Consider the following 14,735-nt stretch of genomic DNA (forward strand, 5'->3'; position numbering starts at 1 on the left):
TCGCTAAAAATTCGAACTAAGTATAAGGGTTTGGAAGGCTGAGACCTGCTAAAATCTTAATTTCAAACCGTTCCATCTCATCTTGCTCGGCTTGTCCAAGCTCATGATCAAAACCCAATAAGTGCAGCACCCCATGTATCAGTAAATGACTAATGTGCTGTGCGGTTGTCTTTTCTTGCTCTGCAGCCTCACGTACTATGACACCATGACAGATGACCAGCTCACCGAGAGGTAGCGTTGGCATCAGCTCAATAATTGCGGCTGGCAGATCACTTGGATAAGATAAAATATTGGTCGCATAATCCTTACCGCGTGCTTCCAGATTTAATGCCTGACCCTCAATTTCATCGGTAATGTATATGTCTAATACTTTAGATTTCTCTTGCCACAGCTCAGGGTCGATATCTAAAAAATAGGGTAGCGTTAGACCTTCTTTAATGCGCCCATCGATATAATCCAACGCTGCCATCATCACAGACTGTAAGTGCTTACGATCATAAAAAGTGTCTAGTATGTCATCATCAATACTACTGGTGGCACTGATATCCAGTGCTGCCAAACTGGCATCATCGCCAGCACGCTCATTTGTATCATGGTTGTCAAAGCTGTTGTTACCCTTCTCTTGGCTCATGCCATTATCCTTTTACTTTATTGTAAGATGGTGTGCTTTATCATCTGATAGAACTTATGACTAAATCTAAAAAGCTCTCGTCGTAAAAAGCCGGATTACTGACAGTAATCCGGCTTTGCATTTTTATAACATTAAGTAGCAGGCTAGACCGTTTATAGCTTGGATGCAGCATTAGCAATAACTTGTTTACGCTCTTGCTCTTTTCTGCGCTCAAACTTACGCTTTTCTTCTAACGCTACTTGTTCTTCATCATAAACATCGTAGGCTTCTACAATTTTCTGTACCAATTGATGACGTACCACATCTTTTGAATCAAACTTGGTGATATGAATTTCTTCAATACCACTTAAGATTTCCATTGCTTGCGCTAAGCCTGACTTATGACCACGTGGCAAATCGACCTGTGTAATATCACCTGTAATTACTGCTCGTGAACCGAAACCCAAACGGGTCAAAAACATTTTCATCTGTTCAGGCGTGGTGTTTTGCGCTTCATCTAAGATGACAAACGAGTTGTTTAACGTACGACCGCGCATATAGGCAAGGGGTGCGATTTCGATGACTTGTTTTTCAATCAGCTTGCCCACTTTTTCAACGCCGATCATCTCATATAGCGCATCATATAATGGACGCAAGTAGGGATCGATTTTTTGCGTCAAGTCACCTGGCAGAAAGCCCAGTTTTTCACCAGCTTCTACCGCCGGACGCACCAGTAAAATACGCTCGATTTCGTTACGCTCAAGCATATCGACAGCGCAAGCGACAGCTAGATAAGTCTTACCTGTACCGGCAGGACCAATACCAAATGACACATCGGAGGATAAAATATCTTTAACATAGCGCTGCTGATTGCCACCGCGCGGTACAATTTTACCATTTCGAGTACGCAGGCTAGTAGGCGTAAAGTCGCTGGCTGGGCTTAAGTTATCTTCGTCATCTGCCAATTGCTCATCCGCTTCCATATCTTCATCACGAGAAATGCTCGATTGGATAATAAGATGTAGCTCCGCTGCACTAATGTCCTTGGTATTCTGTGCCTCATCTACCAGTTTATAAATAATACGTTCACCGCGCTCGACATTCGATATGTCGCCACTCAAACAGAAGTCACCTTGACGCTGCATGATTTTGATATCGAGGCGTTGTTGGATATATTTCATGTGGTTGTTGTATTCACCAAGTACGGTTTTGAGCTGTGCTGGTGTCAATGATTCAAACTTTATACGGCGGCTCATGGAATCAGTCAAGCGATTATCCTTTTATTATGTACCCCAACGTTATGATTTGGTTTTGATGGCATTGCGGGTTTAAGAAATAAAATGGTCGGTAGTTATGGTCTTGGCTTTACGTTATAGAGATAGAAATGACAATAGAATTATTATTCGTTTTAGGAGTGATGATAAGTAACGGTCTTGCCTTTATTATGGTCGATAGATTTTAAATTTCAAGCCATACGTCGAACAGATGCCACTGTTTTTGTACGACGATTGCAACCGCTTTTCGACCTTGATATTTTTATGTCTACTTTTGAGCGGGTTACGGCATGTCAAATAACGTTTGGAGCGTGACGAAATCAAGCGTTTCAGTTATACGTTTTGGCTACTGTTAAGGCCACAGAATGATGAGTGATTTGTGGTAATCTATGGGTGATGTCATAGTGCTTTATCGCTGAGTTTAAAATATGAATAAAATGATAAAGGCTGATGAAAGCTGACGAAGGTTAGGGCGTATTACGCATTCGACTAAGGCTATGCCGATGTGTGAATGTTCAGTATTCCCTAAAAAATTAAAAGAATTCTAGCGATTATTCATCGCTTATAGTGCGTGCGCCCAACAGCGTAAAATAGACATAAAAATTAGGAATAATAATGCAAAATACTGATGTAAATTTATCGAATGCTAAAAACTCGTTTGAAAATACAAAGGCAATGACTGAGCAGCAAGTTCTCATCGCTGGTGGTGGTCATGTGGGATTGTCCTTTGCACTGTTACTAGCGCATCACGGTATTGCTAGCACCTTATTAGAAAAAAATAGCTACCCAACCATCAGTCCAAATGATGACAGCAATCGCAGCCATTATTTAGACAGCCGCAATACAGCACTGTCACGTCGTACGGTACAGATCTATCAAGAAATTGGGTTATGGGATGAGTTGCAAAGTCATGCTTGTCGTATCGATGCGGTGCAAATTAGTGAGCAAGGCAGCTTTGGGCGTGCACAATTAAACAAAGCTGAAGAGCGGGTCGAGTCATTTGGACAAGTGATGGAAAATGCGTGGCTCGGACGTAAGCTTTTAGTAGCCGCGCAGCAAGAGCCATTAATCACTTTGATCGATAATGCCAGTGTCAGCGCCGTGACCCAACAAGCAGATGGGGTGACGCTCAGCTTTAACTATTATGGTGAAGAGGAGCATGAGCAGCAATTGCAGGCCAGCGTGTTGGTCGCTTGTGATGGTCGCGATTCGACGGTACGCCAATTATTAAATATTAGCACGACGACTTTTGATTATCAGCAAACCGCTATCGTCGGTGTGGTAGAAACTGACAAGCCACACGAACATGTGGCGATTGAGCGTTTTAGTCCAGCAGGGCCACTGGCGGTGTTGCCACTGACCGATCCAGACGGCGATGGAAATGACGACTATCAGACAGGCTATAGACGCTCGGTGGTTTGGGTTTGTCCAAAAGGTGAAGAGACCAATTATCTAGAGGATGACGCACACTTTTTACAGACCCTACAGCAAGCTTTCGGTGAGCGCGCTGGCACGTTTGTCGCTGCTGGTCGTCGCGGCGCTTATCCATTGACACGCGTGCTGGCAGACAAGCAAGTAGAGGGTCGCTGTGTCATCATGGGTAATGCCGCCCACACTTTGCATCCTGTCGCTGGTCAAGGTTTTAACCTCTGTATGCGCGATGCCCATGTGCTGGCACAAATGATGAGCGCGCAAGTGCTAAAAGGCGAAGACATCGGCGATACGCAACTGTTAAAACGCTATGAGAAAGCACGTCTAAGCGATCAAAAACGTGTTATCCGGTTCTGTGATGCCGTGGTACATGGTTTTACCCATCCTAACCCAGTCATCAAGTTGGCGCGAAATGTAGCCTTGGTTGCCTTTGATAAACTGCCAAATATTAAGCCACTAGTCGCTAACTACGCGATGGGGTTAAAGTCTTAGTTTGCCATATCACGGTATATTAACGGTCTAGACCAATGTTCTATACGATTGCACTTAAATGTAGGAATAACTTATGAAGAATAATCATACGCTGATTATCGGTAGCGGTATTGTTGGGGCAACGCTTGCTTTAAAGTTGGCACAAGCAAAAATGCCTGTGACGTTAATTGATGCTCGCCCTGCACGTGATGACTCAGAATGGCAACAGGTGCTTGGCAAGCGGGATGCGCGCGTTTATGCACTGAGCCTGGCCAGTATTAACTTGCTCAACGATGTCGGCGCGTGGCAAAAAATTGCTGCCTCTGAGCGTAAAGCGGACTACTCACAAATGCAGGTGTGGCAGCTAAACGGCATGGGCGAGCTATTATTTGGCGACAGTGGTGATAATCATTCTAATACTACGCTACCGCAAATGCTCGGCAGCATGGTTGAGCCTGCCGTCATTGAACATGCGTTATGGCAGCGTTTATCTGAGGATGATGTCAGTGACTATTTAACCGTCATCGCTGGACATAAAGTTATCAATATGGATTGGCTGGGTGCAGAGCAAGGCTACCGTGTGACTTTAGATGATCATACTGCTATAGCAGCGGCTCTGCTGGTTGGTGCCGATGGTCGTGGCTCATTTGTGCGTCAGCAAGCGGCGATTGGGCTCGATACACTTGATTATAAGCAAACCGCTATTTGCTGTGCGATTCACACCGAAAAACCGCATCAAGCGACTGCGCGCCAAGCAATGCTGCCCACAGGTACGCTGGCACTATTGCCGCTCGCTGATATTACTGATGAAGACAAAGCCAACCCAGAGCACTGGCAGTCGATCGTATGGACATTGCCTCGCAATCAAGCATTGGCGTTGATAGAGGAGGACGCGCGCGTCATTGCTGATAAATTGGCTGCTGCCAGTAACTATGAGCTAGGTGCTATCACTCAGATTGAGTCAATCGCTAGCTTTCCACTGACCGCGCAACAAGCGAAAAGCTACGTCGCGGACAACTTAGTCTTGATCGGTGATGCGGCGCATGGCGTGCATCCGCTGGCGGGTCAAGGGTTGAATTTAGGCATGCTCGATGTACAGGCCTTAAGCGAGCAATTGGCACATGATTTTGAACGTAGTGGTGGAACCAGTTGGGGCAGCAATCAAACGTTGCGTAGTTACGAGCGTTTGCGTCGTCCGCATAATAGTATAATGATGCACAGCTTTTCCGCGCTTAATTGGCTATTCGCAGGGTCACTTGCACAGATGCGTCCTATTCAACAAATTCGTAATGAAGGTATGTATCGCGTTGGCAAAATTAAGCCATTAATGAGACTGTTTGCTAAGCAGGCGAGTGGGGTTTAGGAATAGCTTTAACTTACGGAAAAGTGAAATATGAACGTTAAATTATTGACAATAGCGCCAATCATGATAGGTGCATTAGGGCTAACAGGTTGCCAAACGGCGGATGTGTCTAAGCAAACAAGTCCAACCGTCAACATACCAACAGTTGTAGTTAATTTGGATAGCGACGGTGACGGCGTGCCTGATGATTTGGATCAATGTCCAGCCACTCCAAGAAATGTGGTAACAGATGAAAGGGGTTGTCCTTTTACGATGCCAGGGATAGGCCTAAAAATGGAATACCGTGCCTTTTTTGCTAAGGGCAGCAGTGAATTAACATCTAAATATCATGTTGAGCTGGATAAAGTAGCGGCAAGAATGAAAGAGTATGATATCGCTATCTTTAAAATTGAAGCCCATGCTTCAGAAGATGAAATTAATAAAAAGTTACCCTCATTACCTAAAAATAGGGCGCTGATGGTCAAAAACTATCTTTTATTAAAACATAATATAGAGCCTAGTCGTTTGACGCCTTTAAATTGTGAGGCTAGAGCGCCTATCGCACCCAATGATACGGATGAGGGGAGGTCTTTTAATCGTCGGGTCTATGGTTTATTAACTGAACCTGATAATGAGTATCCTATCAATTTAAAAAACGGCATCTGCGTTAAATTTTAAATCAAGTTTTTATCAATTATTGACCAGTCGTTTAATCCAAATACTCCAAGGCAAAACACCATGCTCATCCCCAAATACTGGGCGCAATACAAGCAGCGCTTTGAATTGCGCGAGACGCCTAACAAGCCTGCTAGACAAGCGACCATTAAACGTTATGGTTGGTCAGATATCAGCCAAATGGAAGCGCTATCCCATGCTAAATCACGAGTCAATGAGGCGCATCATCGCTGGCTGGCAGGTGAAGATATTTTACGTCGTGAGCGCAAGGAAGAGTATAACGAAGGCAATAGCATTCCTATTCGTGAAGAGATTATTGATAAGCATGATTTTCCAGAAAATGAATTATCTAATAATAGTGCAGCAGTAACGAAGCTTATCGTTACGCGTAACAGCTACGGTGCACAAGTCGCCAACGTTGATAACATCGCTATTATTGATGTTGATAATGAAGATTTATTGAGTCATATCTATCCTGATGATTATAACCATCATGGCTTTATGCCTGCCTTTCTCATTAATCAAAACAATCCCGCCAGCAAAATTAAAATTTGGTTTTTTGTTGTTGTTTTTATACTCATCGCCAGTGTTATCGCTTGGTTGGGGTTGTCATGGTTATGGCTGTTAGTAGTTATGTTTGGTGCCACTGCTTATTTGTGGCAACAAGCCAGTGCCAGAGACAAGACCCGCGCGCAAAAATATGCCGATGACGCCGCCTTACTACTGCCCTATATGACGGATTTAATCAAAAAACGTGTTGCGAATCATCCTATCGAATGTTTTCGTTTATATCAAACGCCAGCAGGATTTCGCATTATTGCCACACACGATATCATTTCGCCAAGTGATAACGTGGTCGAAGAATGGTTTGCGTATTTCCATGCGGATACCAATTACGTTCGTCTGTGTCAGGTGCAACAGTGCTTTCGAGCGCGGATTACTGCCAAGCCGTGGCGTATGAATGAAGTTGAAAATAAGAAGTTAGCTAAAGATATCCCTGCTAAGAATTTTGGGTTTGGCTCTGAGAACACAGATATAGATAGTAGCATTGAGCAACGTCAAGATGAGTTAAAAGCGCGTAAACAGTGGATTGTTGACTATGATCGTTTTACCCAAGGCTATCGTGCTTGTCATTATGTCGAGAGTTTTTCTGGTAAAGAAACGATTGATAGAAATACAGCAGCTACGCAAGCTATTGATGCTTTTATCGAGTGGCATGATAGAGTTTGTCAGGTGGAAAAAAATCTAGAGATGGCTTAGATTATACTTTTCTTAATTAATTTTTTACGAATGCTAAAGTAGTATTGAATTGTATAGAGGAAGTCTACTGATGAGACTTTATAGCGTTTTATTATTAATAGCATCTATTGCTTTAGCTGGCTGTCAAACTACTACAACTGCGCCGTCTAAAAAGATACCTAAAGATGAAAATATCAGGACGATGCAAGCAGAGATTGATTCAGATGGCGATGGTGTTTCGGACAAATTGGATTATTGCCCAAACACACCTTCAAACGTTATGATAGATGAGAACGGCTGCCCACCTTCATTAGAAATTACTGACAAGAATTTCATAAAAGGAGAAGTTAGAGTCTATTATGATGAAAATAGTAGTGAGATAGATAGCAAGTATTTTGAAGAGTTGGATAGAGTAGGTGCGCTAATGCAAAAGCGCTTAGATATAATGATAGTTATTGAGGCTCATATAAGTACACGCGAAGAAAGCCAGGGCTATCAAACCCTTGCCAACAATCGTGCCGAAAGATTTAAAAACTTTTTGATTTCTAAATATCAAGTCAATTGTAATCGCATTAAAACTCATGGTTATGGGGCAGAGCAACCTGTTGCTTCTTCTGATACTGAAGAAACTGACCGATACAACCGTCGCCTATATGCAGTATTCGTTGATACCAAAAATAATATTGAAAACTTCAATAATAGTAATTTCAATAATAGTAATGGAGAAAGCTGTCAGATATTTTGACTTTAATAGTTTTTGAAAGTAATAAAAACTACCCCAACGCCGAAAATACCACCATCAGCACTGGCGAGACAATATTAATAATAAAGCCAAAACTAATCGCCAATGGCACGACCTTTAGACCACCTGATTGTTGAATGATTGGCAGGGTAAAGTCCAAGCTCGTCGCGCCGCCAAGTCCTACGGCTGCTGATGGATATTTACGCATAAACACGGGAATAAATATCAACGCAAAAAACTCACGCACCAAGTCATTAAATAGCGCGACACTGCCCCAAACCGCGCCATAAGCATCGGTCATGACGATTGCTGATAGCGAATACCAACCAAATCCTGACGCCAGTGCCAAGCCTTTGGTCCACGATACTTCACTGAATATCAGCGAAAATATCAAGCCACCAACCAGTACAGCTAGTGTAAAGATGACACTCATCTCAACGCCGCGCTTATTCAGCAGCACTTCTTTTAGCGTAATACCTGAGCCTTTTAAGCCAATGCCGACCAACAAAATTAATATCATCAGCATCACCGTCATGGTATTTTCAGGCGGCATATAATTGTCTGGTAAGAAATAACCAATCACCATACCAATGACCACACAAATAACTTGAGCGAGGCTACCACGGATACTCACGCGATGTTCTTTAGATTTTACGCTGGGTTTTTTGGCATGCCATGGACGCATTCGGTCAAATAGCATCAGGGCAAACAAACCACTGCCAATTGTCAATATCGATAATATAGTCACATAAAGGGCAATTTCGCCTATCTGACTGCCAAGTCCTTCAACTTGTGACAGCTCGATACCAATCAGCGCTAAGATGATAAATACCAGATAAGATAAGCCTTTATCTGCAAGCTTTGTCATGGTTGGATGAGAAGGAATGGCAAAGCCAATAAACATTGGCATTAATACCAGAACAAGGGTAACTAGGCTTTGCATGGTGATTGGCTCGCGGCATTTTCAAAGGCGTTTTTAAGAAGCTGGAAATTGTATCACATGAAACGATCAATGCTGCCATGAGCGGCTAAGATTCCTTGTAAAAGCCGACTGTTTAACGACCAACTATTGAGCGTTAAGATAAAATCCTAAATCACTAAGCCGTAAGTCAGGATTTCACTCATGATAATTTGACTGCTAACAACGCTTAAGTATTTACCTGACCAACTTTTGTTGCTACATTAATAGACTTACTATATTTGGCTTGCCTCATGTCGCTATATCAGCTCAAGTCTCAGTTTCAAGATCAGCTGCGCCCAATAAGTGATGCGTTGGTCGAGCAAAAGGTGACTGCCAATCAAGTGACGGTGTCAGCCGTAGTACTGAGCCTTGGTACGGCCTATATGATTGCCAAACCCGCAACTGAGCAGCAGGCATTATGGTTGCTGTTACCTTCATCACTGTTTGTGCGTATGGCGCTCAATGCTATCGATGGCATGATGGCGCGTGAGCATGGGCAAGCCTCAAGGCTTGGGGCAGTTTTGAATGAAGTGGGCGATATCGTGGCTGATACGGCGCTTATCGCAAGTTTAGCTCCTCATCTTGCTAATGGTAACTTACAAGCGTCGGCAGTCAATTTACCAAACCGTATATCAATCCATCAGCGTCATATTATCGGTCTGATTGCGCTTAGTATCAGCACTGAGTTACTAGGTATCACTAGTAATACGATGTTAGACATTAGAGCAAACCAAGGGCCTTTAGGCAAAAGCGATCGTGCTTTTCTACTAGGTTTGCTTGGCGCTTTCATGGCGACTAAAATGCCGATCATGCTATCGCATATCAAAGTGAGTCCACTATTGATACTGACAGAGGCGCTGCTACTAAAAACCTGCTTGAATCGGCTGCGTTATATGGCAAATTTATACTTGATGCGTAAACCACCTGTGCTACGCTCAAACTGTTTAGACAGTATTGAGTCAATAGCAGAATCATCGCATAAATCAGTTTTTCTTCTTGGTTGCCAAGAGAATGTTGGTCAACCCAATACGCTATTTTTCGATGCTGTTTCATCAAATTATTCTTTATTAAGCTATCCTCTATCAAATTTTTCTTCATTAAATGTCCCTTTATCAAATTCTGCTATTAAAACTTCCTTTTTGGAGCCTAAGACAATGCCAACCACCCCTCTCGATAGTCATGAAAAAGTGGAGCAGGTTAGCGATACGCTCAATTTATCGTCTTCCAAATTGATAAGCGGTGAAAGTTGCTACAATGCTTACGATGGCACGGCGATTTATTACCGCTATTGGCTGACGATGCCTTTAGAGGGTATCAAACAAGCCAGTCAGCCTTTGCGTCAAGTCATTCTGTTACATCGTGGTCACGAGCATTCGGGACGCTTAGCAGAACTTGGAGAGCAGTTTGCCATTGCAGGCTATCAAGTATTCGCTTGGGATGCGCGCGGTAATGGGTGCTCAGGTGGTATCAAAGACCATGCCGAAAGTGTCACCGAGCTTGAGCGCGATTTAGACGATTTTGTACAATTGGTTATCGGGCAAACGGGCATTGCTATCGAGGATACGTTAATCGTTGCCAGTAGTATCGGCGCAGTACTCGCAGCAGCATGGGTACATGATTATGCGCCAAATATTCGCGGCATGATATTGGGTACACCAGCGTTGAGTATTCGTTTATACATGCCATTTGCCATACCGTCGCTAAAGGTGGCTCGCGCGCTTGGACTGATGTCACGCGTGAGCAGCTACGTCAAGGCGCAAGTATTAACCCATGATAAAGAAGCGCAGCAAGCTTATAATGCCGATCCACTGATTTCTAATAGTATTTCAACTGATCTGCTTATCGATACTCATGCAACCGGTCAACGCTTGCTCGATGATGCTAGCGCTATTACTGTACCGACGTTTGTATTATGTGCAGGTAAAGATTACGTGGTCGACAAGCAGGCAGAGCGCGATTTTTATGAGGCAATTAATACGACTGATAAACGCTGGCAATTATATCCAGACAGCTATCATGCAATCTTTCATGAGACCAATAAAGCGGATGTCTTCGCCGATTGTATTAATTTCGCTGAGCAAGTATTCAGTAAGGACACTGAAGCGCCTGATTTGAGCTTGGCGCATATGAATAGTGCCAGTAAAGATAAGGTTGACCGTTTAGCGATTAAACCCTTTAACCCAAGCTTTGCCATTACTCGATTTGCCATACAAAAATTTGGTCATGTCAGCGACGCGATTGCTACAGGACTGGAGCATGGATTTGATTCTGGTCACTCGCTCGATCACGTTTATTATAATCAGCCTAGTGGTCAAAATAAATTTGGTCAGGCGGTCGATAAGTTTTACTTAAGCAATATTGGTTGGCAAGGAATTCGTATTCGCCGCGAGCATATATTAGAACTCGCACGGGAGGCTCTGGCAGATATTGAAGACAAAAACCAGAGCATTACTAAACCATACCAACCAAAACTACTAGATATCGCTAGTGGACATGGCTTTTATGCGTTTGATTTATTGACAGAGTTTGAAAACTTATATGCTGAGCTACGCGATTATGAGCAGCATAATATCCAAGCGTTACAGGCAAAGGCGGAGCAATTAGAGATTGCTGATCGCATGACGACTTGTCAAAAAGATGCATTTGACCCTGCTAGTTATTCTCATGAACAGAAGGGAAGTGACAAGACTAAAGGCCTTGATGCTAAAGGCCTTGACGATAAAAAATTTGATATCGCCATTGCTTCTGGGGTTTTTGAATTATTTTCTGACAATACGCTACCAACGACGGCATTGGCAGGCATTTATGCAAGTTTAAAATCTGGTGGTTATGTACTTTATACCAATCAGCCTTGGCATCCTGAGCAGGAATTCATTAGTAAAACCTTAAACAATCATCGCGGTAGCAGTTGGGTGATGCGCTGTCGCTCGCAAGCGGAAATGGATCAATTGGTTGAAAATGCTGGCTTTAAGAAAGTCGCTATGCGTATCGATCGTTTTGGTATCTTTACCGTGTCATTGGCAATTAAAATCACCTCAACCAATCATGAATAATACGCATGCCAAGCCCTATGAGCGTGTGCAACTTTTTTCAGGGGGCGGTTCATGTTTTGGCTATTATTTGGGCAGTTATGCGGCATTGGTTGCCCATGATTTAAAGCCAGATATGATTGTTGGCACTTGCGGTGGTAGTCTGTCGGCTTATTTGGTTAATTTAGCGCCTGACCCCAAGGATTTACAGGCGCTCATGTGCAGTCGTGAGTTGTATCGTGTCATTATTGCGATTAGACATGTTGCGCCCGACGAAGCCAATAAACGTTTAAAAATGCGTTATATGACTCAGGCGCTTAAACGTTGGCAGTTATCAAAACAAAGAGGTAAAAGACAAAAACAGCAGCAATCAGACAGCTACAAACGACTATTGGATGAGTTGCAGTATTTAGCGATGTTTCGGATAGATAACGAGGGGCAATGGCTCGATGAATTGTCTCATTTTTCTCCTAATCACAATAATCTATATAACCCTACCGCGCCAGAGATAGCCATTATTGCCAGTCGACTGTATCAAGCGCCCAATCAACCCAGCAATCAAACGCTTACTACTGACAGCTCTGTTTACGATGAGTTTAAACTACAAGAGTTATTATTTGCGCCACCGTGTTTGGGAGTATCAGAGCATTTTGATGAAATACTTAACGCACCTGCGCATACGTTTGCCGATAGGCGTATTCATCAGTCAGTAAATATCGTAAAGCAGTGGGAATTCAATCCAGCGGTTCGTGCTTCTATGGCAGATATGTATTATCTACCGCCAACGCATATAGACGATTTGGGGTGGTGCTTAGGTGGGGTGATTAATCTCACTCCGATCGAGCTGGCATGTCAGCTAGGGCAGACGGTATTTGCAGAGACCAAGGCAGGTTATGATTCATGGCTGGCGGCACCTGCGATTCAGCGCGTTTTTGGTTTTGACCCCAATGAGCGTTTGGCACAGGTGCATGGTTATGAGCCAATGGAAACGTCATCACTTATGAAGTCAGAAAGAAATAGCCATCAATTGCATTGGTTACCCTTTGCAGATAATGGTCAGCAGTTGGCAGGACAGCATGTACAAAAGCGTTTTAACATAAAACAACTGACTGTTGAGCTCCTTCACAGTGACTATGACGGTTTTGTGCAGCAAATGCAGGCGCAATGGCAATATGGCTATCAGCGTACGGCTGAATATATACAGCAGCATGGTCTATGAACGCACAAATGAAAAATATTACACAATCTACTTCCACTCATAAGCCATCGCATATTGTCGTTTTTGGCGGTACGAGTGGACTTGGCTTGGCGTTGGCGCTGCATCATCAGGCGCTTGGCTGGCAAGTGAGCGTGGTTGGTCATAGCGTAGAGAAGATAGCCCGTATCAATAGTCAGTATCCTGATATTGCTACTCACTGCTGTGATTTAACCGATAGCGCGCAAACACAAACGTTGGTAGATAACTTGTCAGATATTAGTTTTCAAAGAGTAATTTATAGCGCGGGTAGTTACACCAATGAGCGTATTCATCATCTGAGTCAAGCTGACAGCGATAAAATGCTAGCGATTAATCTGCAAGCGTTCGAGCAAGTTTTTAGGTGGGCAAGTGAGCAATTAAAACAGCAAAGTTATTCAGTGGATTTTAATAAAAGCAACAAACTCAGCCTGATTTGTATCGCTTCTATCGCCGGTACTATGGATTATCCTTATGCCAGCCTTTATGCCAAAAGCAAACGCGCGATGATTGCGACTGCAAGCGCTTATCGAGCGGCACTTGCGCCGTATCACATCCAAGTCAACTGCATCGCCTCAGGCTATATCGATACTCAAGCATTACGCGATTTGAATGACGGCGATGCCAGTCATAAGCCATTCATAATAAATACGCAAACGGCGGTGAAGCATGTTATGCAAGCCATTGATAAAAATATTGAGCTGGCCATATTTCCATGCTCCATGCGCTATATCACACGGGCGCTGAATCATTTACCTAAGCCTATGCTTAACTGGATATTGCGCAGTAAATTGGATAAAATTACTTGATAACAGGTTACCCAAGCAGCCAATAAAACAAGGTAAATAGCGGCACGCCAATGAGCAAGCTATCTACTCTGTCTAATACGCCGCCATGTCCGGCGAGCATCGTACCCGTGTCTTTAACCCCATGCTGACGTTTAAAGGCGGACTCTAATAAATCTCCAGCGATACCACTGACCGCTAAGCCGTAAGCGGCTAATAAGCAAATCCACCAGTTAAAAGGCGTGAGCCAAATGCCTAATAGCGTTGCCAATATCGCTGCTAGCATACTGCCGAAAAGAGCGCCTTCGATACTTTTATTCGGGCTAATGGTTGGGGCAAGACCACGCGTAAACAGCTTGTGACCAAGCAATCGTCCGCATAAATACTGGGCAATATCATTAAATTGACTGGCGAATAACACAAAAAATAAAACGCCATACTGCTCGCGCTGCCAGATTAATTGTTGTAAAGCAATGAGACTGACAATCATTGTGATAAAAGCAAAGCTAAAGATTAGGTCTAACAGATTTAGACGCGTATAAGCTGGAGTAGAATGGGAAGAGGTTTGGCTAAAAGGCAATATCTTGGGTTGTAGACCGCGCGCTTGTAGTTTCTCAATCAGCACAGCTTTGTTGCGCAGACACCATAAGCGTTTGATCTCATAGCCGCCACGCAGACCAATTAAAACGAAAAAAGCGATGAGCAGCCACTGGTAGGGGTATGTGTGAGCCTGTAAGGGTTGGCTATGATCCGTTACCTTAGCGATGACATAACAAGCACAAAGCGCCGCTAACATGAGCCACCATGAGCGCGCGATTAAATAGATTTTCGGTAAGCGCTGACGTAAGCGAGGTAGGGCAAGCATCGCCCAAACCGAACTGACGACTAGCATTAGAACGATCACAAACCGTAAATCAGAAGCCATGTTTTTAGCACTTTGAG

At 43.6% G+C, this 14,735-nt stretch carries 12 protein-coding genes; 8 read left to right on the forward strand and 4 right to left on the reverse strand.

Annotation, left to right across the window (positions count from 1 at the left end; translation table 11 throughout):
• Window positions 1-16: 16 nt before the first annotated feature.
• Together ybeY and AK822_RS03625 are read right to left on the reverse strand one after the other, a co-directional pair.
• Window positions 17-631: an rRNA maturation RNase YbeY gene (ybeY, locus tag AK822_RS03620; RefSeq protein WP_060490581.1), complete on the reverse strand. Its 615-nt coding sequence runs from the start codon at window positions 629-631 to the stop codon at window positions 17-19.
• A 152-nt stretch (window positions 632-783) separates the two neighbouring features.
• Window positions 784-1,866: a PhoH family protein gene (locus AK822_RS03625; RefSeq protein ID WP_060490582.1), complete on the reverse strand. Its 1,083-nt coding sequence runs from the start codon at window positions 1,864-1,866 to the stop codon at window positions 784-786.
• Window positions 1,867-2,559: 693 nt separating this feature from the next.
• On the opposite strand from AK822_RS03625, the gene AK822_RS03630 reads away from it, so the two are divergent.
• The 5 genes from AK822_RS03630 (at window position 2,560) to AK822_RS03650 (ending at window position 7,787) form a co-directional block, all read left to right on the forward strand.
• Window positions 2,560-3,807 (forward strand): FAD-dependent monooxygenase, encoded by a 1,248-nt coding sequence (locus AK822_RS03630; protein ID WP_205628073.1) that lies wholly within the window; start codon window positions 2,560-2,562, stop codon window positions 3,805-3,807.
• 73 nt (window positions 3,808-3,880) lie between these two features.
• Window positions 3,881-5,149 carry an FAD-dependent monooxygenase gene (locus tag AK822_RS03635; RefSeq protein ID WP_060490584.1) on the forward strand — a complete coding sequence of 423 codons (1,269 nt, stop codon included), beginning with the start codon at window positions 3,881-3,883 and terminating at the stop codon, window positions 5,147-5,149.
• A 30-nt stretch (window positions 5,150-5,179) separates the two neighbouring features.
• On the forward strand, window positions 5,180-5,806 hold the full coding sequence (locus AK822_RS03640) for an OmpA family protein (RefSeq protein ID WP_060490585.1): 627 nt from the start codon (window positions 5,180-5,182) through the stop codon (window positions 5,804-5,806).
• 60 nt (window positions 5,807-5,866) lie between these two features.
• Complete coding sequence (locus AK822_RS03645) at window positions 5,867-7,063, forward strand: hypothetical protein (RefSeq protein ID WP_060490586.1); 1,197 nt, start codon at window positions 5,867-5,869, stop codon at window positions 7,061-7,063.
• Between the two features lie 70 nt (window positions 7,064-7,133).
• Window positions 7,134-7,787, forward strand: a complete 654-nt coding sequence (locus tag AK822_RS03650) for an OmpA family protein (protein ID WP_060490587.1) — start codon at window positions 7,134-7,136, stop codon at window positions 7,785-7,787.
• 28 nt (window positions 7,788-7,815) lie between these two features.
• Here AK822_RS03650 and AK822_RS03655 read toward each other — a convergent pair whose 3' ends face one another.
• Entirely contained in the window at window positions 7,816-8,727 is a 912-nt protein-coding gene (locus AK822_RS03655) for a LysO family transporter (protein ID WP_060490588.1), read from the reverse strand.
• Window positions 8,728-8,996: 269 nt separating this feature from the next.
• On the opposite strand from AK822_RS03655, the gene AK822_RS03660 reads away from it, so the two are divergent.
• The 3 genes from AK822_RS03660 to AK822_RS03670 are packed head-to-tail and all read left to right on the forward strand — an operon-like array spanning window position 8,997 to window position 13,817.
• Window positions 8,997-11,798 carry an alpha/beta fold hydrolase gene (locus AK822_RS03660; protein WP_060490589.1) on the forward strand — a complete coding sequence of 934 codons (2,802 nt, stop codon included), beginning with the start codon at window positions 8,997-8,999 and terminating at the stop codon, window positions 11,796-11,798.
• Window positions 11,791-12,993: a patatin-like phospholipase family protein gene (locus AK822_RS03665; RefSeq protein ID WP_060490590.1), complete on the forward strand. Its 1,203-nt coding sequence runs from the start codon at window positions 11,791-11,793 to the stop codon at window positions 12,991-12,993. The genes AK822_RS03660 and AK822_RS03665 overlap by 8 nt, the downstream gene beginning before the upstream one ends.
• A gap of 8 nt (window positions 12,994-13,001) precedes the next feature.
• Window positions 13,002-13,817 (forward strand): SDR family NAD(P)-dependent oxidoreductase, encoded by an 816-nt coding sequence (locus AK822_RS03670; RefSeq protein ID WP_060490591.1) that lies wholly within the window; start codon window positions 13,002-13,004, stop codon window positions 13,815-13,817.
• A 7-nt stretch (window positions 13,818-13,824) separates the two neighbouring features.
• Here AK822_RS03670 and AK822_RS03675 read toward each other — a convergent pair whose 3' ends face one another.
• The gene (locus tag AK822_RS03675) at window positions 13,825-14,718 is read right to left on the reverse strand and encodes a phosphatidate cytidylyltransferase (protein WP_060490592.1); all 894 of its coding nucleotides are present in this window, start codon (window positions 14,716-14,718) and stop codon (window positions 13,825-13,827) included.
• Between the last annotated feature and the right edge of the window lie 17 nt (window positions 14,719-14,735).

It is taken from the genome of Psychrobacter sp. P11F6 (assembly GCF_001435295.1).
Taxonomy (GTDB): Bacteria; Pseudomonadota; Gammaproteobacteria; order Pseudomonadales; family Moraxellaceae; genus Psychrobacter.

Excerpts from the sequence above, each read along its gene's own strand:
- ybeY (WP_060490581.1), bottom strand. The coding sequence starts at position 631 with ATGAGCCAAGAGAAGGGTAACAACAGCTTTGACAACCATGATACAAAT.
- AK822_RS03625 (WP_060490582.1), bottom strand. The coding sequence starts at position 1,866 with ATGAGCCGCCGTATAAAGTTTGAATCATTGACACCAGCACAGCTCAAA.
- AK822_RS03630 (WP_205628073.1), top strand. The coding sequence starts at position 2,560 with ATGACTGAGCAGCAAGTTCTCATCGCTGGTGGTGGTCATGTGGGATTG.
- AK822_RS03635 (WP_060490584.1), top strand. The coding sequence starts at position 3,881 with ATGAAGAATAATCATACGCTGATTATCGGTAGCGGTATTGTTGGGGCA.
- AK822_RS03640 (WP_060490585.1), top strand. The coding sequence starts at position 5,180 with ATGAACGTTAAATTATTGACAATAGCGCCAATCATGATAGGTGCATTA.
- AK822_RS03645 (WP_060490586.1), top strand. The coding sequence starts at position 5,867 with ATGCTCATCCCCAAATACTGGGCGCAATACAAGCAGCGCTTTGAATTG.
- AK822_RS03650 (WP_060490587.1), top strand. The coding sequence starts at position 7,134 with ATGAGACTTTATAGCGTTTTATTATTAATAGCATCTATTGCTTTAGCT.
- AK822_RS03655 (WP_060490588.1), bottom strand. The coding sequence starts at position 8,727 with ATGCAAAGCCTAGTTACCCTTGTTCTGGTATTAATGCCAATGTTTATT.
- AK822_RS03660 (WP_060490589.1), top strand. The coding sequence starts at position 8,997 with ATGTCGCTATATCAGCTCAAGTCTCAGTTTCAAGATCAGCTGCGCCCA.
- AK822_RS03665 (WP_060490590.1), top strand. The coding sequence starts at position 11,791 with ATGAATAATACGCATGCCAAGCCCTATGAGCGTGTGCAACTTTTTTCA.
- AK822_RS03670 (WP_060490591.1), top strand. The coding sequence starts at position 13,002 with ATGAAAAATATTACACAATCTACTTCCACTCATAAGCCATCGCATATT.
- AK822_RS03675 (WP_060490592.1), bottom strand. The coding sequence starts at position 14,718 with ATGGCTTCTGATTTACGGTTTGTGATCGTTCTAATGCTAGTCGTCAGT.